At 64.7% G+C, this 25,879-nt stretch carries 25 protein-coding genes; 14 read left to right on the forward strand and 11 right to left on the reverse strand.

The window, feature by feature from the left end:
• Window positions 1–1,315 (forward strand): ATP-binding cassette domain-containing protein (locus tag RJQ10_RS16910; RefSeq protein ID WP_350148555.1); only part of this gene is annotated, 1,315 nt, incomplete at its 5' end.
• Here the strand turns inward: RJQ10_RS16910 and RJQ10_RS16915 are convergent.
• Window positions 1,312–1,764 (reverse strand): tetratricopeptide repeat protein, encoded by a 453-nt coding sequence (locus RJQ10_RS16915; RefSeq protein ID WP_350148556.1) that lies wholly within the window; start codon window positions 1,762–1,764, stop codon window positions 1,312–1,314. The genes RJQ10_RS16910 and RJQ10_RS16915 overlap by 4 nt on opposite strands.
• Entirely contained in the window at window positions 1,764–4,025 is a 2,262-nt protein-coding gene (mrcB, locus tag RJQ10_RS16920) for a penicillin-binding protein 1B (protein WP_350148557.1), read from the reverse strand. Before mrcB ends, RJQ10_RS16915 begins: the two co-directional genes overlap by 1 nt.
• Window positions 4,026–4,110: 85 nt before the next feature.
• Here mrcB and RJQ10_RS16925 point away from each other — a divergent pair, with 85 nt between their 5' ends.
• Window positions 4,111–5,112, forward strand: a complete 1,002-nt coding sequence (locus RJQ10_RS16925) for an adenosine kinase (RefSeq protein WP_350148558.1) — start codon at window positions 4,111–4,113, stop codon at window positions 5,110–5,112.
• 28 nt (window positions 5,113–5,140) lie between these two features.
• Here RJQ10_RS16925 and RJQ10_RS16930 read toward each other — a convergent pair whose 3' ends face one another.
• On the reverse strand, window positions 5,141–7,522 hold the full coding sequence (locus tag RJQ10_RS16930; RefSeq protein WP_350148559.1) for a DNA polymerase II: 2,382 nt from the start codon (window positions 7,520–7,522) through the stop codon (window positions 5,141–5,143).
• Between the two features lie 74 nt (window positions 7,523–7,596).
• Between RJQ10_RS16930 and RJQ10_RS16935 the strand changes: the two genes are divergently transcribed.
• Window positions 7,597–7,941, forward strand: a complete 345-nt coding sequence (locus RJQ10_RS16935) for a pentapeptide repeat-containing protein (protein ID WP_350148560.1) — start codon at window positions 7,597–7,599, stop codon at window positions 7,939–7,941.
• A 4-nt stretch (window positions 7,942–7,945) separates the two neighbouring features.
• On the opposite strand, the gene RJQ10_RS16940 is transcribed toward RJQ10_RS16935, so the two are convergent.
• The gene (locus RJQ10_RS16940; RefSeq protein ID WP_350148561.1) at window positions 7,946–8,983 is read right to left on the reverse strand and encodes a DUF2333 family protein; all 1,038 of its coding nucleotides are present in this window, start codon (window positions 8,981–8,983) and stop codon (window positions 7,946–7,948) included.
• Window positions 8,984–9,022: 39 nt separating this feature from the next.
• Window positions 9,023–9,487 (reverse strand): copper chaperone PCu(A)C, encoded by a 465-nt coding sequence (locus tag RJQ10_RS16945; RefSeq protein WP_350148562.1) that lies wholly within the window; start codon window positions 9,485–9,487, stop codon window positions 9,023–9,025.
• 170 nt (window positions 9,488–9,657) lie between these two features.
• Here RJQ10_RS16945 and RJQ10_RS16950 point away from each other — a divergent pair, with 170 nt between their 5' ends.
• From RJQ10_RS16950 to coq7, 10 genes are all read left to right on the forward strand, one after another.
• The gene (locus tag RJQ10_RS16950) at window positions 9,658–11,400 is read left to right on the forward strand and encodes a protein-disulfide reductase DsbD family protein (RefSeq protein WP_350148563.1); all 1,743 of its coding nucleotides are present in this window, start codon (window positions 9,658–9,660) and stop codon (window positions 11,398–11,400) included.
• Window positions 11,401–11,615: 215 nt separating this feature from the next.
• On the forward strand, window positions 11,616–12,059 hold the full coding sequence (aroQ, locus tag RJQ10_RS16955) for a type II 3-dehydroquinate dehydratase (RefSeq protein WP_350148564.1): 444 nt from the start codon (window positions 11,616–11,618) through the stop codon (window positions 12,057–12,059).
• Between the two features lie 23 nt (window positions 12,060–12,082).
• Entirely contained in the window at window positions 12,083–12,535 is a 453-nt protein-coding gene (gene accB, locus RJQ10_RS16960) for an acetyl-CoA carboxylase biotin carboxyl carrier protein (RefSeq protein ID WP_350148565.1), read from the forward strand.
• 43 nt (window positions 12,536–12,578) lie between these two features.
• Complete coding sequence (gene accC / locus RJQ10_RS16965; RefSeq protein WP_350148566.1) at window positions 12,579–13,931, forward strand: acetyl-CoA carboxylase biotin carboxylase subunit; 1,353 nt, start codon at window positions 12,579–12,581, stop codon at window positions 13,929–13,931.
• Window positions 13,931–14,818 (forward strand): 50S ribosomal protein L11 methyltransferase, encoded by an 888-nt coding sequence (gene prmA / locus RJQ10_RS16970; RefSeq protein ID WP_350148567.1) that lies wholly within the window; start codon window positions 13,931–13,933, stop codon window positions 14,816–14,818. Before accC ends, prmA begins: the two co-directional genes overlap by 1 nt.
• A gap of 111 nt (window positions 14,819–14,929) precedes the next feature.
• The gene (gene dusB / locus RJQ10_RS16975; protein WP_350148568.1) at window positions 14,930–15,916 is read left to right on the forward strand and encodes a tRNA dihydrouridine synthase DusB; all 987 of its coding nucleotides are present in this window, start codon (window positions 14,930–14,932) and stop codon (window positions 15,914–15,916) included.
• On the forward strand, window positions 15,913–16,239 hold the full coding sequence (gene fis / locus RJQ10_RS16980) for a DNA-binding transcriptional regulator Fis (RefSeq protein ID WP_350148569.1): 327 nt from the start codon (window positions 15,913–15,915) through the stop codon (window positions 16,237–16,239). The genes dusB and fis overlap by 4 nt, the downstream gene beginning before the upstream one ends.
• 17 nt (window positions 16,240–16,256) lie before the next feature.
• A complete protein-coding gene (gene purH, locus RJQ10_RS16985; protein WP_350148570.1) occupies window positions 16,257–17,831 on the forward strand; it encodes a bifunctional phosphoribosylaminoimidazolecarboxamide formyltransferase/IMP cyclohydrolase in 1,575 nt (524 codons plus the stop codon).
• Between the two features lie 16 nt (window positions 17,832–17,847).
• On the forward strand, window positions 17,848–19,131 hold the full coding sequence (purD, locus tag RJQ10_RS16990; protein ID WP_350148571.1) for a phosphoribosylamine--glycine ligase: 1,284 nt from the start codon (window positions 17,848–17,850) through the stop codon (window positions 19,129–19,131).
• 28 nt (window positions 19,132–19,159) lie between these two features.
• A complete protein-coding gene (coq7, locus tag RJQ10_RS16995; RefSeq protein WP_350148572.1) occupies window positions 19,160–19,804 on the forward strand; it encodes a 2-polyprenyl-3-methyl-6-methoxy-1,4-benzoquinone monooxygenase in 645 nt (214 codons plus the stop codon).
• A 10-nt stretch (window positions 19,805–19,814) separates the two neighbouring features.
• On the opposite strand, the gene RJQ10_RS17000 is transcribed toward coq7, so the two are convergent.
• On the reverse strand, window positions 19,815–20,240 hold the full coding sequence (locus RJQ10_RS17000) for an OsmC family protein (protein WP_350148573.1): 426 nt from the start codon (window positions 20,238–20,240) through the stop codon (window positions 19,815–19,817).
• Between the two features lie 119 nt (window positions 20,241–20,359).
• Between RJQ10_RS17000 and crp the strand changes: the two genes are divergently transcribed.
• The gene (crp, locus tag RJQ10_RS17005) at window positions 20,360–21,004 is read left to right on the forward strand and encodes a cAMP-activated global transcriptional regulator CRP (RefSeq protein WP_350148574.1); all 645 of its coding nucleotides are present in this window, start codon (window positions 20,360–20,362) and stop codon (window positions 21,002–21,004) included.
• Between the two features lie 17 nt (window positions 21,005–21,021).
• Here crp and trpC read toward each other — a convergent pair whose 3' ends face one another.
• The 5 genes from trpC to rpe form a co-directional block, all read right to left on the reverse strand.
• The gene (trpC, locus tag RJQ10_RS17010; protein WP_350148575.1) at window positions 21,022–21,825 is read right to left on the reverse strand and encodes an indole-3-glycerol phosphate synthase TrpC; all 804 of its coding nucleotides are present in this window, start codon (window positions 21,823–21,825) and stop codon (window positions 21,022–21,024) included.
• On the reverse strand, window positions 21,825–22,871 hold the full coding sequence (gene trpD, locus RJQ10_RS17015; protein WP_350148576.1) for an anthranilate phosphoribosyltransferase: 1,047 nt from the start codon (window positions 22,869–22,871) through the stop codon (window positions 21,825–21,827). The genes trpC and trpD overlap by 1 nt, the downstream gene beginning before the upstream one ends.
• Window positions 22,871–23,464, reverse strand: coding sequence for an anthranilate synthase component II (locus RJQ10_RS17020; RefSeq protein WP_350148577.1), 594 nt, complete (start codon window positions 23,462–23,464; stop codon window positions 22,871–22,873). The genes trpD and RJQ10_RS17020 overlap by 1 nt, the downstream gene beginning before the upstream one ends.
• A 214-nt stretch (window positions 23,465–23,678) precedes the next feature.
• Window positions 23,679–25,169 carry an anthranilate synthase component I gene (trpE, locus tag RJQ10_RS17025; protein WP_350148578.1) on the reverse strand — a complete coding sequence of 497 codons (1,491 nt, stop codon included), beginning with the start codon at window positions 25,167–25,169 and terminating at the stop codon, window positions 23,679–23,681.
• Entirely contained in the window at window positions 25,169–25,846 is a 678-nt protein-coding gene (gene rpe / locus RJQ10_RS17030) for a ribulose-phosphate 3-epimerase (RefSeq protein ID WP_350148579.1), read from the reverse strand. Before rpe ends, trpE begins: the two co-directional genes overlap by 1 nt.
• Between the last annotated feature and the right edge of the window lie 33 nt (window positions 25,847–25,879).

The following is a 25,879-nucleotide window of genomic DNA, read 5'->3' on the forward strand; positions in this document are numbered from 1 at the left end:
CCAGGCTACCCACTTTTCCGGGGCTTACCATAGCGCCCCTGCCCTGGAGCGGGACGGCGTGGCCTACGTCTGTTTCGAACAAGCCCAGGCTCTCTGCGCCAGGGATCGCAAACTCGACGACTCGGAGTACCGGGCGGACGCCTCCGACCCTGGCACCCGCGTGCGCGACGCCATCCTCGCTGGCCGCGAGCCGGACCAGCATTTTCATGACTGGGTGGACCGTCTACACCTGCGGCATGTCCTGGACCGCGGCCTGCGCTTCATCTCCACCGGGGAAATGCGCAAGACCCTGCTGGTGCGGGCACTGCTCAGCCAGCCCGCCCTATTGATCCTCGACAGCCCCCTGGATGGCCTGGACCGGGCCAGCCAGCAGGCCATGCAGGCCGCCATCGACGAGTTGCTGGCCGGTGAACGCAGCCTTCTTCTGCTGTGCCGGCAACTGGAAGATGTTCCCGCCGGCGTCAGTCACCTGCTGGTACTTGCCGAGGGCCGCGTGCTGTGCAGCGGCGAGCGGGAGAGCGTGCTGGCACGCAGCGAGGTGCGGGAACTGATGCAGCCATCGCTGCCACCGCTGGGCGCGCTGCCACCCCCCGCGCCCCGCAGTTATACCATTCCCGACGGCCCCTTGCTGGATCTGCGAGACGTCGGCGTTGCCTACGGTGAGCTGCAGGTTCTGCGGGGCCTGTACTGGCGCTTTGAACGCGGCCAGCACTGCTGCGTGGCCGGCCCCAATGGCTGCGGCAAGACCACCCTGCTGAGTCTCATCACCGGCGACAGCCACAAGGCCTATGGCCAGGACATTACCCTGTTCGGGCGCAAGCGCGGCAGCGGCGAGAGCATCTGGGAAATCAAGCAAAAGTACGGGCAACTGGATACCCAGCTGCAGTTGAACTTCGCCCGCAACATGAAAGTGGTCGAGGTGGTGGTATCCGGTTTCTTTGACAGCGTCGGCCTGTTCGACAACTGGGGCGATGTCCAGCGCCGTTGCGCGGAGCAATGGCTGGCAGCACTGGGCCTGGGGGCCCACATCCGGGACAGCTTCGACACCCTGTCTTTCGGTCTCCAGCGCATGGTGCTGCTGGCCCGGGCCATGGTGAAGTCACCGCTGATTCTGTTGCTTGACGAGCCCACCCTGGGTCTGGACGGCACCCACCGCCGACTGCTGCTGAATGCAGTGGACCACATTGCCGCCAACAGCGACACCCAGATTATTTTTGTCAGCCACTCGGCGGGCGACAATCCCGCCTGCATCAACCAGCAACTGCGCTTCGAACCGGACAACGAGGGCTTCCGGGTCGTGGTGGAAAACCTTTAGCGGGCGAGCGCCCGCAGAGCGGCGCACTCGCGTTGATCACGGCAGTAGAGAGTGCCGCGGGAGGCGGTATCGCGAGCCTTCTCCACCTGGCCCTGGGCGGCGTACACCCGGGCCAGTTGCAGGTAGATTTCCCCACTGTTGGGATCGATACGCTGGGCCCGCTCCAGCAGGGCGAGCGCCTGCTCGTAGTCGCCCTGCGCTGCCGCCGCATTAGCCCTGTCCAGCAGGCCGGCAGCGGCTGATGTCACACCGGGGTCAGCCGCTGGCGGCAGCGGCGCCGGAGCCGGGGTTACTTCCGGTTCCGGGGCGCGAGGCTCCGTCTCTCCGGGAACGGGCCGGGTTTCAATCGGGGCGCGCTCGCTGCCTGGCAGGCTATATATGGTGCACCCGGTCAGGAGCAGGGCCAGCACCGGCACCAGGCCGCGCCTGAGTATGATTTTCATCTGCATCAGTTGTCACCCCTGAACAGGGACTGGAACCAGTCCCGGATAGTGCCGGGTTTTTCCCTGCCCGTGCAGTTGCTGCGCTGGCGCGGCTCAGAGCCGATCACAAACGGCATCAGCCTGGCATTCGGACAGCCCTCGCCCGTCAGGTAACCCGTGCTGCTGTCGATCCAGTAGGGCTGCATGTCCTCGGGCATCCGGTAGGCCAGAGAGCGCTGGCTGGCGTTCGCCATGAAGTGAGCCCACACTTTGAGTGCGCCGGTACTGCCGGTAAGGCCGGTACCGCCGTTGTCATCGCGGCCTATCCAGGTCACCGCCAGCAGGTCGCCGGAAAACCCCGCAAACCAGGAATCGCGACCATCGTTGGTAGTGCCGGTCTTGCCGGCGGCCTGAAAATTGTTGTCGAGGTAGGCATAGGCACCGCGGCCGGTGCCCTCGCGCAGCACCTCGCGCAGGGCATAGTGCAACAGGTGCACCGCCTGCAGGCTCACAGTACGGTCATATTCCAGGGGATAGCGCCGCAGCGGCTTGCCATCGGCATCGACAATGTCCCTGATACTGCGCAGGGGCATGCGGAACCCGCCCGCGGCGATACTCTGGTACATCGCCGCCATATCCATCGGCGAGTACTCGCCGGCGCCCAGGGTCAGCGCCGGCACCTCGGGGATGGGACCCTCGACGCCCAGGCGCCGCAGCATGTCGACAACACTGCCGATACCCAGGTCCAATCCCAACCGTGCCGTGGCCAGGTTATAGGAGTTCGAGAGTGCCCTGTGCAGCAATACCTGGCCGTGTGCCTGGCGATCAAAGTTGCGCGGCTCCCAGACTTCGCCGCGGGGCCCCGGCACCTGCAGCGGCGTGTCCGCGAGGGGCGTGGCCAGAGTGTAGCGCCGCGGCTGCTCGAGGGCGGCGAGGTACACGGCCGGCTTGAGCAGGGAGCCCGCCGGACGGCGTGCATCCAGGGCACGGTTGAAGCCCGCGTAGCGAACCTGGCGCCCGCCGACCAGCGCCGCCACCTCGCCGCTGTCAAAGCGGGTGACCACCGAGGCCGTCTGCAGCTCGCCCGAGGCGTCGAGCTGCTTCAGGATGGCGGTACTGCTCTGCTCCATCTGGCGCTGCAACAGCGGATCAAAGCTGGTGAAGATGCTGAGACCCCGGGTTGTCAGATCCTCTTCCCGGTACTCCTGCCGCAGCTGACGCCGTACCAGGTCGAGGAAGGCAGGAAAGGTATCGCGGATGCCCCGGCGGTTATTGAGATCCAGCGACATGCCCTTGGCGACTTCGGCCTGCTGGGCAGACACCAGCGCCTGGTCCACCATGATGTCCAGCACCAGGTTGCGGCGCTCGCGGGCCCGCTCGGGGTTGCGCAGAGGGTTGAACAGCGAGGGGCCCTTGACCATGCCCACCAGCAGCGCCTGCTGGTGCAACCCCAGCTGCTCCAGCGGACGGTCGAAATAGTGCAGCGCCGCGAGGGCAAAGCCGTGGATGGCTCGCGGCCCCTCCTGACCCAGATAGACCTCGTTGATATAGCTCTCGAGAATCTGCTCCTTGCTGAAGTGGAGCTCCAGCAGCACCGCCATCAACAGCTCCGTCACCTTGCGTACGATGGTGCGCTCGGGTGTGAGATAGTAGTTTTTCACCAGCTGCTGGGTGATGGTGCTGCCCCCGGCGACCACCTGGCCGGAGCGCATGTTGCTGATCGCCGCCCGCAGGATGCCGGTGAGCGAGAACCCCCAGTGCCGGTAGAAGCGCTGGTCCTCCACTGCAAGCAGGGTGGCGAGCAGGCTTTCCGGCACATCCTCCAGCCGCACCAGAACCCGGTCTTCACCGTGCTGCGGATAGATGCCACCGATCTGCACTGGTTCCAGCCGCATCAGGTCGATGGCGCCGCGGCTGCCGGTCAGGGACTGCAGGCGGCTGCCGTCCACGGACAACCGCACCTGCCTCGGTGCTTCCCGTTCACCCGGAAAATCAAAGCCGCGGGTATACAGCTCGAAGCGATTGCCGGCGCGAGCGACTTCACCGGGGCGGCGCGCCGCGGCGACCTTGCGGTAACCGAGAACCTCGAGTTCAAAAGCCAGGTCGTCGGCCGACAGGGTCGCGCCCGGAAACAGCTCCAGTGGGCGCGCATAGACCTTGGCAGGAATCTCCCACATCTTGTCGGTGAATGTCGCGGTAATGCGCACGTCGAGATACACCAGGAACAGCGCCGCGGCGACTGCGAGGGTGAGGAACAGTTTCAGAAAAGGTCGACGGGTTCTGGCCATGGTCTCGGAGTTTACATCACACCCGGTTGCAATGGGTGAGGGGGCAGCGATAATAGCGCGCTGGCCACTGGAGTACGAACAGAGAATGAAAAAATACGCTATCTACGGCATGGGCGCCGCACTGGTCGATACCGAAATCCAAGTCCGGGATGACGAGCTCGTCGCCATGGGTGTAGATCGGGGCCTGATGACCCTGGTGGACGAGGCTCGCCAGGGGGTGCTGCTGCAACAGCTGCAGGGTCACCTGGTAAAAGCCAGCCATGCCAGCGGCGGCAGTGCCGGCAACTCGATGATTGCTGCCGCCCAGTTCGGCGCCCCCACCTTCATGAGCTGCAAGGTTGCCGACGACGCCGACGGCGCCATCTATGTCCGCGATCTGGAGGCCGCCGGCGTCGACCACAGCATGGCGAACGGACGCCCGCCGGGCATTACCGGCAAATGCCTGGTGCTGATCTCCCCGGATGCGGAGCGCAGCATGAACACCTTTCTCGGTATCAGTGAGACACTCTCGATCGAGCAGCTGGACCCGGTCGCGCTGGCCGCGTCCGAGTACCTGTATATCGAAGGCTACCTGGTCACCTCGGATACCGGTCGGGCGGCGGCCATTCGCGCTCGCGAGCTGGCCGAGGCCGCCGGGGTCAAGACCGCGCTCAGCTTTTCCGACCCGGGCATGGTCGAATACTTCCGCGAAGGTATACAGGGAATCATCGGTACCCAGCTGGACCTGGTGTTCTGCAACCGCGACGAGGCGCTCTGCTGGGGGCGCACCGGGCAACTGGATGTGGCTATTGAACGGCTGAAGCCGGTTGCCCGCAGTTTCGTCATCACCTGCGGCGCCGAGGGCGCGATTACCTGGGACGGCGAGCGACTGGAGGACATCCCTCCACATCGGGTGCAGGCCGTGGACAGCAACGGTGCCGGTGACATGTTCGCCGGCGCCTTTCTGTACGCCCTGGGTCGCGGCGAGGGCTACGCCTCCGCCGGGCGCTTTGCGAGCCTGGCGGCCGGGCGGGTGGTGGCGAACTTCGGGCCACGGCTGCCGGCGGCGGACTACCCGGCGCTGCGGGCGGAGTTCTTCGGCGACTAGTGTCGCCCCAGGGTGACAGGACACCCTCTCAGAACAGGTCGATCTGGCGCCCGGTCACGGCGCTGAAGGTCGTCCCCAGCAAGCCCAGGATACCGTCCGCCACAGGCTCCAGCTGCCGCTCCACATAGTGCTCGTGATCCAGCGGAGCCCTCGGTGCTGCGGCCGGTTCCGCCCCCGCGGTGGTAATCACATATTCTATCCAGTCGCCACGGCGCGGCAGTGGCAGTGATCTTTCCGGGTAACGGCGGGCGGCCTGCACATGGGGCGGCACGTTGCGCTGGTAATCGTCCAGACGGCGCCGCAGGCGCTTGCGATAGACCAGGCCAGAGTCGAGCCGGCCTGCCAACAGCTCGGCAGTTACGGTTCGCACATAGTCCTCCCAGGGCTCATTGAGGAATACCCGCCGGTAGAGCTCCTCCTGGAAATCCCGCGCCAACCGGGTCCAGTCGCTGCGCACGCTCTCCAGCCCCTTGAACACCAGTCGCTGGCTCTCCCCGCTACCCACCAGACCGGCATACCGCTTCTTGCTGCCTTTCTCCGAGCCGCGGATGGTGGGCATCAGGAAACGGCGGTAGTGGGTTTCGAATTCCAGCTCCAGCGCGCTGTCCAGTCCGAACTCCAGCTGCACCCGCTGTCGCCACCAGCTGTTCAAATCTGCCTGCAGGGACCTGCCGGCCCGCTCGGCCTCGGCATCGCTACCCGCATCTGCGATCCAGACAAATACCGAGTCGGTGTCACCGTAGATTACCCGGTGGCCACTCGCTTCAATGCGCTCGCGGGTCCGCAACAGAATCTCATGACCCCGGCGGGTGATACTGCTGGCCAGACGGGCATCGAAGAACCGGCAACCGGGGCTGCCGAGCACACCGTAGAAGGAATTCATGATGATCTTGATGGCCTGGGACAGTGGCCCATCTGCCGCCGCCTTGGCAGCGTCGCGCTGCTCCCAGAGCGCAGTTATCAGGGCCGGCAGGATATGGCCGGTCCGGGCGAAGCGGGCCCCGGCAAAACCCGGCACAGTATCGCCCTCAACCAGGTCACCGTGCAGACCCAGGGCCAGCCCCAGCGGGTCGATGGCGAAGGTGCGAATAATACTGGGATAGAGACTCTTGAAATCCAGCACCAGCACGTGGTCGTAGAGGCCCGGCTGGGACTCGAGCACGAAGCCACCGGGACTCGCGCTGTGGTCACTACTGGCATTGGGCGCTACGAAACCGGCCCGGTGCAGCCGCGGCAGGTAAAGATTGTCGAAGGAGGCCACCGAGCCGCCGAGGCGGTCCGGGTTCAGCCCGGTGATGACACTGCGAGCCAGGGCAAAGTCCAGCAACCGGGTTGCGGCGAATATCCTGGACACCAGTTCACAGTCACGCAGGTTATAGGCCGCCAGCCGGGGTTTGTCTTCCCGGAACAGGCGCCCGATCTCCTCGCCGCGGTCGTTGCCGTGCAGCAGCTTGCCCTCGCCCAGCAACTCGCGCGATACAGCCTCCAGGGAAAAGCTGTCGAAGCGGTAGAACGCGGCCCGCAGCAGTTCGATACCGTCCAGCAACAGACGCCCGGGCACCCGGGCGGTGCGCCGTTCCCCGTCTTCATCGAGCTCCCGCCACTGCACCGAAGCGCCCGTTCGGCCGAGGCCCAGGGGGACACCCAGACTGTCCGCCAGCCGCTGCAGGTACCAGGTATCGAAATTGACCACGTTCCAGCCCACCAGCACATCGGGGTCGTAGCGTGCAACGAACTGCAGGAAGTCCTCCAGCAGGGCCAGCTGCGAGGGTGAGGCCGTTACCTGCTCGCCAGCCGCGTCCTCGCCAAGCATGAATACTTGCCGGTGCTCGCCATCGGGGGCCGTGCCGTGGACCGCGATGGAGTACAGTTGCAGCCCCTCCATCGCGGTTTCGATATCGAACGACAGGATTTTGAGGACAGGTCGCAGAGACGCCGGTCGCAGCGCTGCCTCCCGCATGCGGACAAAATTACCGCAGCGCACCGGGATGCCCGCAATGCGGGCACCTCCGGCAATAAAGCGCTCCATCAGGAAGCGGTCCGCAGGATTGATGTCGGCCTCCAGCGGCTCCGCGCCCCGCTCCCGCAGCTGGTCGGCAAGCTGCCGGGACTGGCGATAGCTGCGGCTGTACACAGCGACTACCGGTTGCAGGCGAAAGCTCTTCAGCGCCACCGGCGCCACTTCGACCCCGGCCTGCAACGCCAGCAGGCCACGGTGCTGCTCCGCCTCTGCGACCGCGAGAAAAAACACGCTGCGCTCGCCGTCGATCACCACCTGCAAGGGCCCGGAAGCGGTGGCAAACCACAGCTCCAGCTCTATTCCTGCAGCGGAGTCGCGCCACTGCCGGGTCAGCAGAAACCCCTCAAGCTGGGTGCGCTGCGGCGCGTTGCGCACGGCTGCGCTAGGCATGACCGACCGGGTGGCTTAAGCTATGGCCAATATTGCCGATTTTCTTACTGCCCAACATCTTCTGGAAGGTCACCATGAGCAAGCCTTATATCAAACAGGATCCCCTCTACCAGCTGCTGCGCAACGAGGATATCAAGGGCTTCAACGAACAGCGCGACAAACTGGACACCAGCGAACTGAAAAGTGGCGACTACCGCGGCAGGGACTTGCGCAACATGAATGCCCGCGGCCTTGACTTCAGCAACTCCTACTTTCGCAATGCGGACCTGAGCGGTATCGATTTTCGGGAAACCAACCTCGAAGGCGCCAGTCTCCTCGACGCCAAGCTATCGGGCACCTACTTCCCAGAGTCAATCAGCGCCACCGAAATCCGGCTGTCGCTGGACACCGGCACGCGGCTGCGCTACGACCGCAAGTAATTGACTAGCCCTGCGCCAGCAGGTCGCGCAGGTCGATCATGGCCGAGTTCGCGCGGCTGATATAGGACGCCATCACCAGCGAGTGGTTGGCCAACAAGCCCAGCCCGCTGCCGTTGAGGATGACCGGGCTCCACACCGCTTGCTGGGTCGCCTCCAGCTCCCGGATGATCTGCTGCAGGCTGACCTGGGCGTTTTTCTTGGCCAGGACATCGGCAAAGTCCAGTTCCACCGCCTTGAGGAAATGAATCAGCGCCCAGGCGGTGCCGCGGGCCTCGAAGAACACATCATCAATTTCGGTCCAGGGCGTTTGCACCATGATCTCTTCCGGAGCCGGAGTGGACTGGCGGGCGCTGTCGTCACCAGCCAGGTCGGTGTTGAGACGGCGCTGGCCTACACTGGCGCTCAGGCGCTGGGACAGGCTGCCCAGCCGGGAGCTGACTGTGGACAGCCAGTAGCGCAGGTTGTCTGCCCGCGCATAAAACTGCGCGTCGCTGTCGCCGGAGTTCTCCAGTCGCCGCAGATAGCTGCGCAGCAGCTCGACGCCCTCGCGATACTGGCTTTCGGTGGCCGGCAGCATCCAGCTGTCGGAGTTGAAGTTGAACTTGGGCTCGGCCAGGGACAGGTCCGGGTCCTCCCGGGACTGGGACTGGGACCGGCTGAACACTTCCCGCATGGCCCGGGCCAGATCCCGGGACTGGATCAGGACGCCGAACTCCCAGTTGGGCACATTATCCAGCCATGCGCCGGGAGGAAACACATCGTTTGACAGGTAACCACCGCGCTTCTCCAGCAGGGTTTCCATGGCGCCGACCAGTGCCGCGGTGGTAGTCGAACCGGTGGTGGTCCGGGCGCCATCCTCGGCGGCGTAGGCCGTGGCCTTCTCGCTGACGTCAAAAGGCGCCGGCGTGACGCTCCAGTACATGCCGACCAGCACCGAGAACAGCAGGTACAGGCCCACGCCCACCAGCACGCCATAGGCCCAGCCCTTCTGCGGCAGGTAATCGTCCCGCCAGCGGGCCAGCGTATTCCTGAATCCTGTCATCCCGGATCTCCTTCCGCGGCGAACCGCCAGCGGTGTCTGTCAATGGTGGTGCTGGTGATTAGCGCCAGTGCCGGCCGGCGCACGCCGGGTTTCGGCCTGGGTGCACAGGGGCGCACCGTCGACTTCCAGGCACAGCTCAAGCATCTCGCCCACCGCAGGCATTCTCTCCAGGCCGAGCAACATCAGGTGCAGCCCCCCGGGCGCAAAGGCTACCGATTCCCCCGCCGGCACAGTAACCGACTTCTGCTGCCGCATCCGCAGCATGCCGTCTACCTCGACCGTATCGTGAAGTTCAACGCTGGCTGCCAGCGAGGCACTGGCCCCGGAGATGGACAGTGGCCCGTCGCCCAGATTGCGTACAGTGACATAGGCAGCGGTGTTGGCCTGGGTAGGCGGCAGGGCGCGCACCCAGGCATCCTCCAGAACAGCCTGAGCCTGCGCGGCCCGCGCACCAGGCAGGGCCAGAACACACAAAGCAAAAGCCAACAGCTTCAGAAATTGCACAGTTCGTACTCCTTTAAAACTCTCCGGCCTCGCGAAACTTACGGGCCCCACAGGCGTCACACTATACCACCAGCGCAGGCTCCGGGGCCCGCGTCAAATTGGGCTGCCGCGGCGGCACTGCTACAATGTCGGCCGTCGCGGCAGGGCCGCAACAGGCAAAAGGAACATCCATGCGGTTTGTGCTCGCCAGCCTGCTCTGGCTCTGCAGCAGCCTGAGCCTGGCCCAGTTGCCCGGCACCGGTGCGGCGGCGGTAACTTTCAGCCAGCCGGAGTTCCTCCCGGTGGAAGCAGCCTACCAGTTGGCTGTAGAAGCTCAACCCTCGGGCGCCATGCGGCTGTACTGGCGAATAGCCGACACCTACTATCTTTATCAGCACGCTTTCGAATTCTCCCTGCAAAGCGCCGGCAGCACCATTCCCCTGGATGTTGAACTGCCCGAGGCCCTGGAGCGCCACGACGAGTTTTTTGGCGAAGTGCGGGTCTATTACCTGGATGCCGATGTGCGGCTGCGAGCCGCCGATGTGCCACAGTACGCCAGGTTGACGGTGAAATCCCAGGGCTGCGCCGACGCCGGGCTGTGTTATCCGCCCCGGACCGAAATGTTCGATATTGATTTTGCCAGCGGCAGCGCCAGCCCGGTGGCGCTGCCTGCCCGGCAGGCCGCCGCCCCGGAAGCAGCAAAGCCCGCAGCGGCGCTGGCCAGTCTGCCCTACATGATGCTGCTGGCGTTCCTCGGTGGGGCGATACTCAACCTGATGCCGTGCGTGTTCCCCATCCTGTCCCTGAAAGTGCTGGGCTTCGCCCGCAGCACCAGCCACGAACGCTTGCGTCACAGCTGGCTCTACGCGACTGGCGTGGTGCTGAGCTTTCTTGCGGTCGCCACCGCGCTGATCCTGCTGCAGCGCGCCGGGCAGGCCATTGGCTGGGGCTTCCAGCTGCAGTCGCCCGCGTTGGTGATTGCCCTCGCCTACCTGTTCCTGGTCATGGGGCTGTCACTGTCCGGGATGCTGCAACTGGGGGGCGGCCTGATGAACGTCGGCAGCGGCCTCGCCGGCCGCCAGGGCGACAGCGGCAGTTTCTTCACCGGCGTGCTGGCAGTGGTGGTGGCCAGCCCCTGCACTGCCCCCTTCATGGGGACGGCGCTGGGATTCGCCATCACCCAGCCGGCTGCCGTGGCGCTGGCCGTATTTTTCGCTCTCGGGGCCGGCATGGCCGCGCCCCTGCTACTACTCGGCTATAGTGCCCGTGCCCGCAACTGGCTGCCCCGGCCCGGACCCTGGATGGAAACCCTGAAGCAGCTGCTCGCTTTTCCACTCTATGCCAGCGCGATCTGGCTGCTGTGGGTGGCCGGGCGCCAGACCGGGGTCGACACCATGGCCGCGGCGCTGACCGGCGCACTGCTGCTGGCCCTGGGTCTGTGGCTGTGGCACGGCGCCTGGTGGCGCCGGACTCTGGCCCTCTCCTGCCTGGTCCTGGGGCTTATGCTGGGCCTGTGGCGGTCGCCGCTGGAAGCCGGCGACGACCGGGCCCTGGCAACTGCGGAACCTGCCTGGTCAACGGCAACCGTTGCCGAACTGCGCCGGCAGGGGCGCGCGGTGTTCGTCGATGTCACCGCGGACTGGTGCATCACCTGCATTGCCAACGAACGCGCCGTGCTGAACACCGCTGACATACAGGAGGCATTTGCGGAGCGCGATGTCGCTTACCTGGTCGCCGACTGGACCAACCACAATGCGGAGATCGCCGGCTTCCTGCGCGAACACGGGCGCACGGGGATCCCGTTGTATGTGCTGTACCCGGCTGACCCGGCCGCCGCGCCGCTGATCCTGCCGCAGATCCTGACCAAGAGCACCGTATTGCGGGCTCTGGACACGGCTTCTCCCGTGACAGGCAATATTGTCGGCAATATCTGATGTTTTCCCGGAAAATACCCCGCTTTTCTGCCATTATCCTGGAAACACGGCGAAACAGTGGACTGTGTGCAGCCATCGTCTGGAAAATTGCTAAATTCGCCTAAATGGCGGCTAACGGCCGCTATTTCCCAAAAAATAACATTAAACATGGACAGCACAGCGCTTTTGCGCGAGAATCCGCCCAATAAGGTCGATGAGAGCAACGGCGGGGAATCATGGCCACCATTCTGGTATTGCACGGCCCTAACCTGAACCTGCTCGGTGAGCGCGAGCCGGCAATCTACGGGCACGCGACACTGGCGGACATCAACCGCACCCTCGCCACCCTGGCGACCGAACGGGGCCACCACCTGCTGACAATGCAGAGCAATGCCGAATATGAACTGGTGGAACGCATCCACGATGCCCGCCGCGAAGGCGTGAATTTCATCCTGATCAACCCCGCCGCCTTCACCCACACCAGTGTCGCCCTGCGCGACGCGCTGGCAGCGGTGGCCATTCCGTTTATCGAGATACACCTGTCCAATACCCATGCCCGCGAGCCTTTCCGGCAGCACTCCTACTTCTCGGACCTGGCCCGCGGCGTCATCTGCGGCCTCGGTGCCCAGGGCTATGAACTTGGATTACTGGCCGCGATCCGCAGCCTGGAACAGCCTTAACCGATAACCAGAGAGAGCCCAATATGGACATTCGCAAAGTCAAGAAGCTGATCGAGTTGCTGGAAGAGTCCAACATCGATGAGATAGAGATCAAGGAGGGCGAGGAATCGGTGCGCATCAGCCGCAACAGCGCCCAGCCCATGATGGCAGCCTATGCCCCCCCGCCGCCCCCGCCGGCCCCCGCGCCGGCTGCCCCCGTGCCTGCGGCGGCACCTGCCGCGGCAAGCGCGCCGGTCAGCAGCGGCAAGGTCATCACCTCGCCCATGGTGGGCACCTTCTATCGCTCCCCCTCACCGACCTCCCCCGCATTCGTGGAAGTGGGTCAAACCGTCAAGGTTGGCGATGTCCTCTGCATCGTCGAAGCCATGAAGATGATGAACCAGATCGAAGCCGACAAGGCCGGCACCATTGAGGCCATTCTGGTCGACAACGGCGAGCCGGTCGAATTCGAGCAGCCCCTGTTCTCCATCGTCTGACACAGCCCCCGGCGCCCGAGCGCCGCAAGCAGAGGAATACACCATGGCCAAGCTGGAAAAGGTACTCATCGCCAATCGCGGTGAGATCGCCCTGCGCATTCTCCGGGCCTGCAAGGAACTGGGCATCAAGACCGTCGCCGTCCACTCCAAGGCCGACCGGGAGTTGATGCACGTCCGTCTCGCCGACGAATCAGTCTGTATCGGCCCCGCCGCCTCCACCGCCAGTTACCTCAACATACCCGCCATCATCAGCGCAGCCGAAATAACCAACGCGACAGCCATCCACCCGGGCTACGGGTTTCTGGCGGAAAACGCTGACTTTGCCGAGCAGGTGGAAAAGAGCGGCTTTATCTTCATCGGCCCACGGGCGGACACCATTCGCCTGATGGGCGACAAGGTCTCTGCCATTGAGGCGATGAAAAAGGCCGGGGTGCCCACGGTCCCCGGCTCCGATGGCCCCCTGACCGACGACGCCGAGCGCACCCTGGAGGTAGCGCGGCGCATTGGTTACCCCGTGATCGTCAAGGCAGCCGCCGGCGGTGGCGGCCGCGGCATGCGGGTAGTCCACAACGAGGCCGCCCTGCTGAACTCCGTCCAGCTCACCCAGGCCGAGGCCGGAGCCGCCTTCGGTTCCAGCGTGGTGTATCTGGAGAAATTCCTGCAGAAGCCGCGCCATGTGGAAGTACAGGTCATCGCCGATGGCCAGGGCAACGCCATCCACCTCGGGGACCGCGACTGCTCCCTGCAGCGCCGGCACCAGAAGGTACTGGAAGAAGCGCCAGCACCGGGGGTGGACGAACACTTGCGGGCCCAGGTCGCGGAAGCCTGTGTGGCCGCCTGCATTGAGATCGGTTACCGCGGTGCCGGCACGTTCGAATTCCTGTACGAGGACGGCGGCTTCTACTTCATCGAGATGAACACCCGGGTCCAGGTTGAGCATCCGGTCACCGAGATGATTACGGGCATCGACATCGTTCGCGAGCAGCTGCGCATTGCCAGCGGCATGCCCCTGTCCGTGCGCCAGGAGGATGTGGTGTTCCGGGGGCATGCCTTCGAGTGCCGCATCAATGCCGAGGACCACCAAACCTTCATGCCCTCCCCGGGCAAGGTCACGACCTTCCACGCGCCGGGCGGACCGGGGATCCGGGTGGACTCCCACCTCTACGACGGTTACACGGTGCCACCGTTCTACGACTCCCTGATCGCCAAGATCATCAGCTACGGCGAAACCCGCGAGTGCGCGCTCGCCAGGATGCGCCAGGCGCTGGACGAACTGGTTATTGAGGGCATACGCACCAACACCGCCCTGCACCGGGAACTGGTCCGGGACCGCTCCTTCCAGGCCGGCGGAGTCAGCATTCACTATCTTGAAAGCAAGCTGGAAGACTGGGCTTAGTGAGCTGGCTGCAACTCCGGCTGGACACCGCCCCGGACCAGGTCGCCGCGCTGGAAGAGCTCATGCTGGCCACGGGCGCGGTCGCCGTGACCATGGAGGACAACGCCGACCAGCCGGTGCTGGAGCCCGGCGTTGGCGAGACACCCCTGTGGCACCAGACCCGGCTTACCGGCCTCTACACCGCAGACACCGAGATGACCGGGGTGCTGGCCCAGTTTCCCGGCGAGCTGCTTGCGAGCTGCAACCAGCGGGTGGAAATTCTGGAGGACAAGGACTGGGAGCGGGAGTGGATTTCCCACTACCGACCGATGCAATTCGGGGAACGGCTCTGGGTCTGCCCCAGCTGGCTGGAACCGCCCGAACCGGAAGCCGTCAATCTGCTGCTGGACCCGGGCCTGGCCTTCGGCACCGGCACCCACCCCACCACTGCCCTGTGCCTGACCCAGCTCGACGGCATGTCGCTGACTGGCTGCCGGGTCGTGGACTACGGTTGCGGCTCCGGCATCCTCGCGGTGGCGGCGCTGAAACTGGGCGCAGCCCGCGCCCTGGCGGTGGACAATGACCCGCAGGCACTGGTTGCCAGCCGCGACAACTGTGTCCGCAATCATATCCCCGACAGCGCCCTGGAGGTCGCCCTGCCGGGAACCGATGCCATTGATCAATGGCGACAACAGGCGGATCTGGTGGTCGCCAACATCCTCGCGGGGCCGCTGATGGCGCTCTCCGGAACCCTGCTGGACCTGTTGAAACCGGGCAGCACCCTGATGCTGTCGGGCCTGCTGAACAGTCAGGCGGCGGAGCTCTGCGCCCACTACCGCGACCGCCTTGAAATAGCGGTGGTCGGGGAGCGCGAGGACTGGGTCTGCCTCCGAGGCAGGCTCGCCTGAGCAACCGGCCGCCGCAACCCCCTGGCGATTTTTTAGCCAACGCGCTTTAACCCCGGGGAGCGGTCGAGTATCATACCCGACCTCGTGAAATCACCGCCAGACGCTCTCGCAATGCTGCAGATCGGGCCCTACAAGCTGTCCAACCCCGTGGCCCTTGCGCCCATGGCGGGCGTGACCGACCTGCCCTTCCGGCGGCTCTGCGCCCGGCTGGGGGCGGGCCTGGTGGTTTCGGAAATGGTCAACGCCAACCCGCGTCTGCGCGGCACTGCCAAGACCCTGCTCCGCACCCGCCACGATGCCGAACTGGAACCCCGCTCGGTACAGATCGCCGGCAACGACCCACTGCAGATGGCCGAGGCTGCCCGCTACAATGTGGCCCTCGGAGCCCAGGTCATCGACATCAACATGGGCTGTCCGGCGAAGAAGGTGTGCCGCAAGGCTGCGGGCTCCGCGCTGTTGGCGGATGAGGCGCTGGTTCGTTCGATCCTCGAGACGGTGGTGGCTGCGGTACCGGTTCCCGTCACCCTGAAAATCCGCACCGGCCCGGAACCGTCGACACGCAATGGCGTCACCATTGCCCGTATCGCCGAGGATGCCGGCATTGCCGCCCTGGCAGTGCACGGCCGCACACGGGCCTGTGCCTTCCACGGCGAGGTGGAATACGACACCATCGCGACCATTGTCGCCGCCACGGCGTTCCCGGTCTTTGCCAATGGCGATATCGACTCGGCGGAAAAGGCCGAGGCGGTCATACGCCACACCGGCGCCGCCGGCGTCATGATTGGCCGCGCCGCCCAGGGCCGGCCCTGGCTCTGCGGCCAGATCGCCACCCGGCTGGCAACCGGGGTGACACCCCCGGAGCCGCAGCTCGAAGAGCAGCTGGCGCTGCTGCATGCCCATGTCAGTGCCCTGCACGCCTTTTACGGCGACTTCATGGGCGCACGCATCGCCCGCAAACACGTCGGCTGGTTCCTGCAGCATCACCCCCGGCTCGGGGCGTGCCGGCAGGATTTCAATGCCCTCACCGAAGGCCGCGCACAGCTGCGCATGATTGAACAACTGAAGCTGCGCGACGGCGCAAAGGACCTTGCCGCATGACCGGGCCAGAGACGCAACACCAGCAAGCAACCGTTACCCCGATCAACGCCAGCGGCAACGACGGCAACACCGGGCAACTGGCGGGCAGTCCCCTGCATGATGCGGTTACCCTCGCGGTACGCAACTACCTCGCCGAGCTGGACGGACAGATCACCACCGGCTTCTATGACCTGGTGCTCTCCCAGGTGGAGGCACCGCTGCTGCGGGAAGTCATGCAGCATACCCGCAACAACCAGACCCGCGCCTCGCACATGCTGGGGCTGAACCGCGGCACGCTGCGCAAGAAGCTCAAGCAATACAACCTCATCTCCGACAAAAGCTGACAGGCAACCTCAAAACCATGACTGACTCCCACCCCGTAACCGTCAAGCGCGCGCTGCTCAGCGTTTCCGATAAAACCGGCATCGTGGCCTTCGCCTCCGCCCTGCGTGACCTGGGCGTGGAGCTGCTGTCCACCGGCGGCACCTATCGACTGCTGCAGGAGAACGGCCTGGCGGTCACCGAGGTGGCGGACTATACCGGCTTCCCGGAGATGATGGACGGCCGGGTCAAGACCCTGCATCCGAAGGTGCACGGCGGCATTCTCGCCCGCCGCGGCCAGGACGATGCAGTCATGGCCGAGCACGGGATCGCGGCCATCGACATGGTTGTGGTCAACCTGTACCCCTTTGCGGCGACCGTGGCAAAGCCCGATTGCACGCTGGAGGACGCCATCGAGAACATCGACATCGGCGGCCCGACCATGGTCCGGGCCGCAGCCAAGAACCACCGCTGGGTGAATATCGTGGTCAATGCCAGCGACTACGATGACATCATTGCGGAAATGCGCGCCAACCATGGCGCCACAACGCTGGCGACCCGCTTCAATCTGGCCATCAGGGCCTACGAACACACCGCGGCCTACGATGGCGCCATCGCCAATCACTTTGGCGGCCTGGTTCCCGGCGGCTCCGCGGCCTTCCCCCGCACCTTCAATACCCAGTTCCACAAGGTCCAGGAAATGCGCTATGGCGAGAACCCCCACCAGCAGGCGGCGTTCTATATCGAGGCCCAGCCCGCCGAGGCGGGTATCGCCACGGCGCGCCAGCTGCAGGGCAAGGAACTGTCCTACAACAATGTTGCCGATACCGATGCCGCGCTGGAGTGCGTGAAAAATTTCGCCGAGCCCGCCTGCGTTATCGTCAAGCACGCCAACCCCTGCGGCGTGGCCGTGGCCAACAGCCTGCTGGACGCCTACAACCTCGCCTTCGCCACCGACCCGGAGTCTGCCTTCGGCGGCATCATCGCCTTCAACCGTGAGCTGGACGCAGCCACCGCCCGTGCCATTGTCGAACGCCAGTTCGTGGAAGTGATCATCGCCCCCGGCGTCAGCGACGAAGCACGCGAGGTGGTGGCCGCGAAGCAGAACGTGCGCCTGCTGGCCTGCGGCCAGTGGGGTACCAGCGTACCGGCGCTGGATTACAAGCGGGTGAACGGTGGCCTCCTGGTGCAGGACCGCGACCTGGGCATGGTGACCGAGGCGGACCTGAAAGTGGTCAGCAAATTGCGCCCCAGCGACCAGCAGATGCGCGACCTGTTGTTTGCCTGGAAAGTGGCCAAGTTCGTCAAGTCCAACGCCATTGTCTACGCCAGCAACGGCCAGACAGTCGGCGTCGGTGCCGGCCAGATGAGCCGCATCAATTCCGCCCGCATCGCCGCGATCAAGGCCGAGCACGCGGGGCTGGCAGTGCAGGGATCAGTGATGGCCTCGGATGCCTTTTTCCCGTTCCGGGACGGCATCGATAGCGCCGGCCAGGCCGGCATTGCCGCAGTGATACAACCGGGCGGTTCCATCCGTGACGAGGAGGTGATTGCGGCGGCGGACGAGCATGGCATGGCCATGGTCTTTACCGGCATGCGCCATTTCCGCCACTGAACCCGGGAGCAAACCCATGAAAGTACTGATCATCGGCAGCGGCGGCCGCGAACACGCACTGGCCTGGAAAGCGGCCCAGGCCGCGGGGGTGGAGCGGGTCTATGTGGCGCCGGGCAATGCCGGCACCGCCACCGAGCCGGGGGTGCAGAATGTCGCCATCGATACCATGGATTTCGCCGGCCTCGCAGCATTCGCCGAGGAACAGGGTGTCAGCCTGACCATCGTCGGCCCCGAAGCCCCACTGGTCGAAGGCGTGGTGGACTACTTCTGCGAACGGGGGCTGCGCTGCTTTGGCCCACGCCGGGGTGCTGCGCAGCTGGAGGGCTCCAAGGCATTCACCAAGGATTTCCTTGCCCGGCACCACATTCCCACTGGCGCCTACGCCAACTTCACCGAACTTGAACCCGCACTCGCCTATCTGCGGGCACAGGGCGCCCCGATTGTCGTCAAGGCCGATGGCCTCGCTGCAGGCAAGGGCGTGATCGTGGCAGAAACTCTGGAACAGGCGGAGGCCGCAGTCACCGACATGCTGGCAGGTAACGCCTTTGGCGACGCCGGCTGCCGGGTGGTGATAGAAGAATTCCTGGAAGGCGAGGAAGCCAGCTTCATTGTCATGGTGGACGGCGAGCATGTGCTGCCAATGGCCACAAGCCAGGATCACAAGCGTATCGGCGATGGTGACACCGGCCCCAATACCGGCGGCATGGGCGCCTATTCACCGGCCCCGGTGGTCACCGATGCAGTGTATCAGCGGGTCATGGATGAGGTGATCCTGCCCACCGTCCGCGGCATGGCGGCCGAAGGCAACGCCTACACCGGCTTCCTGTACGCGGGGCTGATGATCTCGGCCAAGGGCGAGCCGAAGGTGATCGAGTACAACTGCCGGTTCGGCGACCCGGAGACCCAGCCCATCATGATGCGCCTGCGGTCGGACCTGGTCGCGCTGTGTAACGCCGCGCTGGACGGCCAGCTCGACCAGGTCAGTGCCGACTGGGACCCGCGCTGCGCCATCGGCGTGGTACTGGCCGCGGGAGGCTACCCGGGCGACTATGGCAAGGGATTCCCCATCCACGGCCTGGACGCAGACCTGCCGGAAGGGGTGAAGGTTTTTCACGCCGGCACCGCGCTGGCAAACGGGAACATCGTGACCAGCGGCGGGCGGGTGCTTTGCGTTACCGCGCTGGGCACGGACATCGCCAGCGCCCAGCGCAGCTGCTACCAGGGCGCGGGGCAAATCAGCTGGGACGGCATGACCCTGCGTCGGGACATTGGTTGGCGCGCGCTGGCGCGCTATAGTTAGTTCCCGAGCCATCACTGGAGTATGCCCCATGAGAGCCCGCCAACTGACCCTGCTGGACCGACTGCTGGCTGAAGCCGACACGGTGCTGCGCACGCTGAACAACCGCGTCCAGCCGGCCACCCGGCTTTCACCTGCGAACGGGCATCGCGACAGCAGCTTCAACGACAGCCAGCGGCGTCACATCGCCGGCCTGATGCGGGTCAACCACACCGGGGAAGTCTGCGCCCAGGCCCTGTACCAGGGCCAGGCACTGACCGCCAAGCTGCCGGCAGTCCGCGAGGAAATGCGCCAGGCAGCGCGGGAGGAGGAAGACCACCTGGCCTGGTGTGCCGAGCGCCTGCGTGAGCTCAACAGCCGCCCCAGTACGCTGAATCCCGCCTGGTACGGCCTCTCCTTCCTGCTCGGCGCCGGCGCCGGCGCCGTCGGCGACAAATGGAGCCTGGGATTTGTCGCCGCCACCGAGGAGCGCGTCTGCCGACACCTCAAGGATCACCTCAAGCAGTTGCCCGCAGATGATCGCAAGTCACAGCTTATACTCCAGCAGATGCTGGCAGACGAGGAGCGGCACGGAGAGAACGCCCTGGCCGCGGGCGGCGCGGACCTGCCCGCGCCGGTCAAGGAGCTGATGAGCGCGGTGTCGAAACTGATGACCCGCAGCAGTTACCATTTCTGACCGGTCCCCTCTAGGGGACAAACTCACCAACTTCGAAACTGTGACTCATCGCCACCCCCGCGGCACCCAGCATGATGGATGCCGAGCAGTATTTTTCCGCTGACAGTTCCACCGCCCGCTGCACCTGCTTTTCTTTCAGCTCAACGCCCGTAACCACGAAGTGCAGGTGGATTTTGGTGAACACGGCCGGGACTGCATCGGCGCGCTCGGCCGCGATTTCCACCCGGCAATCTACCACCTGCTGGCGCGACTTCTGCAACATGCTCATCACGTCAAATGACGCACACCCGCCCACTGACAGCAGCAACATTTCCATGGGGCGGGGCCCCAGGTTGCGCCCACCATGATCCGGCGGCCCGTCCATGACCACGCTGTGACCACTGCCGGATTCCCCGAGGAACATGGCGCCGTACACCCACTTTACCGTCACCTGCATAGTGTTGATTTCCCTATATCACCAGGTTCGCGAGCTTAGCATAGCGGTTTGCGTTTTACTTGCTGTGAGGGTGCGGTACCATTGCTTGGCACGATTGCCGGCGGAAGGAAGAAAGCTGAATGCTGAAGCCCCATATCACCAACACCATACCCAACGTGGAGACCTTCCTCCGCCATTGCAATCGCAGGGTATATCGCTCCAAGCATGTGATCCTGGAAGAAGGTGCCGACAGCGACTTCCTCTATCTTATCCTGGAAGGGTCGGTGTCGGTGCTGGTGCACGAAGAAGATCATCCCGATCACATGATGGTCGTGAGCTACCTCAACGCCGGCGACTTTTTTGGCGAAATGAGCCTTTTCGGCGGGACAGAGGAAGTACGCAGCGCCATGGTCGTGGCACGCGAGCAGTGTGAAGTTGCGGAGATCTCCTACGAACGCTTCCACCAGCTCCGCAGCCAGTTCCCCGACATCCTGTTTGCCATTGCCCGGCAAATGTGCAATCGCCTGCGCCGTACTACCCGCAAACTGAAAGACCTGGCCTTCGTCGATGTCTCCGGGCGCATCGCCCATACACTGCTGGATCTGTGCAAACAGCCGGACGCCATGACCCACCCGGACGGCATGCAGATCAAGATTACCCGCCAGGAACTGGGCAAGATTGTCGGTTGCTCCCGGGAAATGGCGGGGCGGGTACTGAAGAACCTGGAGGAGGAAGGACTGGTGTCCGTCTCCGGCAAGACCATGGTGGTCTTCGGCACCCGCTGAGGCCCGGCTTCGCGCGCCTAGGCGGGGAAAAACAGCTCCCGCAGCCTGTCACCGGGTTCAGGGGCACGCATGAAGGCCTCGCCGACCAGGAAACTGAACACCCCGGCGTCGCGCATCAAGGCCACATCTTCCGCTGTATGAATGCCGCTTTCCGTCACCACGACACGATCCGCGGGAATATGGGGCAGCAGGTCGATGGTTGTCTGCAGTGATGTGTCAAAGCTGTGCAGATCGCGGTTGTTGATACCCAGCAACGGCGTCGTCAGGCGCAGGGCGCGCTCCAGCTCGGCGCGATCATGCACTTCCACCAGCACATCGAGACCGTACGCCCCAGCGGCGGCCGCCAGCTCCTGCATCTGCGCATCCTCCAGCGCGGCCACAATCAACAGCACCGCGTCGGCGCCGATTGCCCGCGCCTCCACTACCTGCCAGACATCAACGGTAAAATCCTTGCGCAGTACCGGCAGCTCACAGGCCGCGCGGGCCTGCTCCAGATAGGTGTTCGCTCCCTGGAAAAAATCCACGTCGGTCAGCACCGACAGGCAGGCAGCGCCGCCGCGCTGGTAACTCTCGGCAATTTGCCCGGGCTGGAAATCCTCGCGAATCACGCCCCGGCTGGGCGACGCCTTCTTCACCTCGGCAATCACCGCCGGCTGCGCCTGCGCCACACTTTTCTGCAGGGCCGCGGCAAACCCGCGGGTGGCGGACTGCTCGCTGATCCGCGATTCCAGATCGGCGAGGGACTGCTGTGCCCTGCCCTCTGCAACTTCTTCCTGCTTGCGCGCCAGGATGCGACGCAGGATGGTGGATACCGTGCTCATCAGCGGTGCCCCCCGCTGCTCATCATCTGCGTGAAGCTGACAAATTCCTTCAGCTTCTCCATTGCCTGCCCGGTGGCGATAAGATCATCCGCCAGCGCGACACCGTCGGCGATGGTAGCCGCCAGGCCGCTGACATAAATCGTGGCGCCGGCATTGAGGGCGATCATGGCCGCGGCCTTGCGCGCCAGTTGGTCGTCGCTGCGCCCGAGGGCGCCGCGGATCAGTGTCGCCGACTCCGCCGCACTGCGGACTGTCAGGCCATCGAGATCCTGCCGCTGGAGGCCGAAGTCCTCGGGTGTGACCTGGTAGGTCGACACAGTGCCACGTACCAGTTCGGCGACCTCGGTGCTGCCGCTGATCGTCATTTCGTCCAGTCCGCCCTCCCCGTGCACGACCAGGGCATGCTCGCTACCCAGCATCTTCAGCACCTCGGCGAGAGGACGGCACAGGGCCGGGTTGAACACCCCCACAAGCTGGCGCTTGACGCCGGCGGGATTGGTCAGCGGGCCCAGCACATTGAATATGGTACGCAGGCCCAGCTCCCGGCGCGGGCCGACAGCATGGCGCATGGCGGAGTGGTGGGCGGGAGCGAACATGAACCCCATGCCCACGCTGTCGATGCTGCGGGCTACCTGGGCGGGACTCAGGTCCATGGGCACACCCAGCTCTTCCAACAGGTCGGAGCTACCGGAGGTGCTGGAAACCGAGCGATTGCCGTGTTTTGCCACCTGGGCGCCCGCGGCCGCCACCACAAAGGTAGCCGCAGTGGACACGTTGAACAGGTTGGCGCCATCACCGCCGGTGCCCACCAGGTCAACCAGGTGCGGTCCCGATACCGCCACCGGTGTCGCCAGTTCGCGCATGACCTGGGCGGCACCGGCGATTTCCTCGATGGTTTCGCCCTTCATCCGCAAGGCCACCAGCAGCGCACCGATCTGGGCGTCCGTGGCACCGCCGGACATCACCGTGTTCATCACCGCAGCCATTTCATCCCGGCCCAGGTCGTTCCTGTCCACCAGCCGCGCCAGTGCCTGTTGCATGTCCATCAGCGCGTCTCCAGCTCAAGAAAATTGCGCAATAAGTCGTGGCCGTGGGCGGTCAGGATCGATTCCGGATGGAACTGTACCCCCTCTACGGCCAGCTCCCGGTGCCGCAGGCCCATGATCTCATCCACTTCGCCGGCACCGGTTTCGGTCCAGGCGGTGATTTCCAGGCAGTCGGGCAAACCCTCCGCCGCCACCACCAGGCTGTGATAGCGGGTAGCCTCGAAGGGCTGGCTCAGCCCCCGGAACACACCCTGCCCGCGGTGATGGATCAGGGAGGTCTTGCCGTGCATCACTTTGCGGGCGCGGACCACCTGCCCGCCGTACACCTGACCGATACTCTGCATGCCCAGGCACACACCCAGAATGGGCAGCTTGCCCGCGTAGCCGGCGATGACCGCCATGGAGATGCCCGCTTCGTTGGGAGTACAGGGGCCGGGGGAAATGACAATCCGGTCCGGCGCCAGCCCCGGGATGTCCGCAACCTCGATCTCATCGTTGCGGACCACCTGCACCTCGGCACCCAGCTCACCCAGATACTGCACGATGTTCCAGGTAAAGGAGTCGTAATTGTCGATCATCAGTATCTTGGGCATAAAAATCTCCGGGGCGGGGAATCGCAGGCCTGAAAGCTGGAAAATACCTGCTGATCCCTGCTGCCCCGCTGCGGCGGCCAGGCATGGGTCATAACGAAAAGGGCTGAAATTATAGCATGCGCGGGTTCTTCACCGTCTACAGGGTTATTCCAGACGGGCCGGCCTCTCAATCACCGGCACATCCCCTGCAGGACCCCGCGAGGAGCATCCAGGCTCATGCCTGTTCCAGCCCCGCCAGCACCATGGAGGCCGCGCGGAACATGGCGCGGGCCTTGTTGTGCGTTTCCTTCCACTCCAGTCGCGGCACGGAATCGGCAACTACCCCGGCCCCCACCTGCACGTAGAGCTTGCCGCCCTTGATCACCGCGGTGCGGATGGCGATAGCGGTGTCCATTTCCCCCGCCCAGGAAATGTAGCCCACAGCGCCGCCGTAAACGCCGCGCTTCACCGGCTCCAGCTCGTCGATGATCTCCATCGCGCGAATCTTGGGGGCACCGCTCAGAGTGCCCGCCGGCAGGGTCGCCCGCAGGACATCCATGGCGGACTTGCCGGGCCGCAGCTGGCCGCAGACATTGGACACGATGTGCATGACATGAGAGTAGCGCTCCACAGCCATCTGGTCGGAAACCTGCACCGTACCGGTAGTGGCAATGCGACCGATGTCGTTGCGACCCAGGTCGATCAGCATCAGGTGCTCGGCGATCTCCTTCGGATCCGCCAGCAATTCCGCCTCCAGTGCCAGGTCCTCGGCCTCGGTGTGGCCGCGGCGACGCGTGCCCGCCAGCGGCCGCACCGTGACCTCACCCTGCTGCAGGCGGGCGAGGATTTCCGGCGAAGAGCCAACAATGTGGAAATCACCCAGGTCCAGGTAATACATGTAGGGCGAGGGATTGAGATTGCGCAGGGCACGGTACAGGTTCAGCGGTGGCGCGGTAAAGGGCACCGCGAGGCGCTGGGAGGGCACCACCTGCATGACGTCCCCCGCCAGTACATAGTCCTTGATGCGGTTCACCATGTCGGCAAACCTGGACTCGTCGAAGTGGGAACTGGCGCTGCTTTCCAGAGTATCTGAAGCGGCACCGTGCAGGGCCACGTCCGGCAGCGGGGGCATAGGTTCACGCAATTTCTCCGCCAGCACCCGCAAGCGTGCCCGGGAGCGCGCCAGGGCTTCCGGCTGGGACGGGTCGGCGTTGACGATGATACGGATGGTGCCCGACAGGTTGTCGAACACCAGCACCTCTTCCGACAGCATCAGCAGCACATCCGGATTGCCCAACTCGTCAGGAGGCGCCTTCCCCTTCAGCCTGGGCTCGACGTAACGCACACTGTCGTAACCGAAATAGCCCACCAGACCGCCGTGGAATACGGGCAGGTCTGCCTGCGGGGCCACCCGGTAGCGCTGCTGGTACTCCTCCACGAAGGTCAGCGGGTCCTCTACCTCGTGGGACTCGTTGACCTCGTCATCGACCAGGATATCCACCCGGTAGTCGGTGACCCGCAACAGGGTGCGGCAGGGCAGGCCGATGATCGAGTAGCGACCCCATTTTTCACCACCCTGCACGGATTCGAAGAAATAGGAAAAGGGGCCTTCCGCCAGCTTGCGGTATGCACTTATGGGGGTTTCCAGGTCGGCAAGCACCTCCATGCTGACCGGAATGCGGTTGTAGCCCTCGGCCGCGAGAGCGGCAAACTGCTCAGGATTCATCAGCTGCCGCCCACCTGCGCCAGCGTCGCGCGCATCTCGGCAATCACCGCGGCGTAGTCGGGCTGGTTGAAGATCGCGGAGCCGGCGACAAAGGTATCGGCACCCGCGGCCGCGACCGCACCGATATTTTTCGCCGACACGCCGCCGTCGACCTCCAGCCGGATGGGATAGCCGGAGGCATCGATCAGGGCCCTGGCCTCGCGCAGCTTGTCCAGGGTGGAGGGGATGAAGGACTGGCCGCCGAATCCGGGGTTGACCGACATCAGCAGCACCACATCCACCTTGTCCATCACGTACTTGAGCACGTCCAGGCCGACATGGGGGTTGAACACCAGGCCGCTCTTGCAGCCGGCATCGCGAATCATCTGCAGGGAGCGGTCGACGTGGATCGTGGCATCGGGGTGGAAGGTGATCCAGCTGGCCCCGGCCTCGGCGAAGTCGCCGATCAGGCGGTCCACCGGAGAGACCATCAGGTGCACATCGACAGGAGCGGTCACGCCATGCTTGCGCAGCGCCTTGCAGACCATCGGCCCGATGGTGAGGTTGGGGACATAGTGATTATCCATGACATCGAAGTGCACCACATCCGCACCCGCCGCCAGCACCTGGTCGACCTCCTCGCCAAGGCGTGCGAAATCTGCCGACAGGATAGACGGGGCGATGAGGTAATCGGTCACGGGAAAACTCCGGCAAATGAACAGGCGCTCATT

Source organism: Haliea sp., assembly GCF_040222615.1.
Classification (GTDB): domain Bacteria; phylum Pseudomonadota; class Gammaproteobacteria; order Pseudomonadales; family Halieaceae; genus Haliea.

Bases quoted from the DNA above. Each gene is read 5' to 3' on its own strand.
- trpD (WP_350148576.1), bottom strand. From the start codon at position 22,871: ATGGACATGCAACAGGCACTGGCGCGGCTGGTGGACAGGAACGACCTG.
- RJQ10_RS16935 (WP_350148560.1), top strand. From the start codon at position 7,597: ATGAGCAAGCCTTATATCAAACAGGATCCCCTCTACCAGCTGCTGCGC.
- RJQ10_RS16940 (WP_350148561.1), bottom strand. From the start codon at position 8,983: ATGACAGGATTCAGGAATACGCTGGCCCGCTGGCGGGACGATTACCTG.
- RJQ10_RS17020 (WP_350148577.1), bottom strand. From the start codon at position 23,464: ATGCCCAAGATACTGATGATCGACAATTACGACTCCTTTACCTGGAAC.
- fis (WP_350148569.1), top strand. From the start codon at position 15,913: ATGACCGGGCCAGAGACGCAACACCAGCAAGCAACCGTTACCCCGATC.
- trpE (WP_350148578.1), bottom strand. From the start codon at position 25,169: ATGAATCCTGAGCAGTTTGCCGCTCTCGCGGCCGAGGGCTACAACCGC.
- mrcB (WP_350148557.1), bottom strand. From the start codon at position 4,025: ATGGCCAGAACCCGTCGACCTTTTCTGAAACTGTTCCTCACCCTCGCA.
- RJQ10_RS16915 (WP_350148556.1), bottom strand. From the start codon at position 1,764: ATGCAGATGAAAATCATACTCAGGCGCGGCCTGGTGCCGGTGCTGGCC.
- RJQ10_RS16950 (WP_350148563.1), top strand. From the start codon at position 9,658: ATGCGGTTTGTGCTCGCCAGCCTGCTCTGGCTCTGCAGCAGCCTGAGC.
- aroQ (WP_350148564.1), top strand. From the start codon at position 11,616: ATGGCCACCATTCTGGTATTGCACGGCCCTAACCTGAACCTGCTCGGT.
- coq7 (WP_350148572.1), top strand. From the start codon at position 19,160: ATGAGAGCCCGCCAACTGACCCTGCTGGACCGACTGCTGGCTGAAGCC.
- RJQ10_RS17000 (WP_350148573.1), bottom strand. From the start codon at position 20,240: ATGCAGGTGACGGTAAAGTGGGTGTACGGCGCCATGTTCCTCGGGGAA.
- RJQ10_RS16925 (WP_350148558.1), top strand. From the start codon at position 4,111: ATGAAAAAATACGCTATCTACGGCATGGGCGCCGCACTGGTCGATACC.
- purD (WP_350148571.1), top strand. From the start codon at position 17,848: ATGAAAGTACTGATCATCGGCAGCGGCGGCCGCGAACACGCACTGGCC.
- crp (WP_350148574.1), top strand. From the start codon at position 20,360: ATGCTGAAGCCCCATATCACCAACACCATACCCAACGTGGAGACCTTC.
- trpC (WP_350148575.1), bottom strand. From the start codon at position 21,825: ATGAGCACGGTATCCACCATCCTGCGTCGCATCCTGGCGCGCAAGCAG.
- dusB (WP_350148568.1), top strand. From the start codon at position 14,930: ATGCTGCAGATCGGGCCCTACAAGCTGTCCAACCCCGTGGCCCTTGCG.
- purH (WP_350148570.1), top strand. From the start codon at position 16,257: ATGACTGACTCCCACCCCGTAACCGTCAAGCGCGCGCTGCTCAGCGTT.
- accC (WP_350148566.1), top strand. From the start codon at position 12,579: ATGGCCAAGCTGGAAAAGGTACTCATCGCCAATCGCGGTGAGATCGCC.
- accB (WP_350148565.1), top strand. From the start codon at position 12,083: ATGGACATTCGCAAAGTCAAGAAGCTGATCGAGTTGCTGGAAGAGTCC.
- RJQ10_RS16930 (WP_350148559.1), bottom strand. From the start codon at position 7,522: ATGCCTAGCGCAGCCGTGCGCAACGCGCCGCAGCGCACCCAGCTTGAG.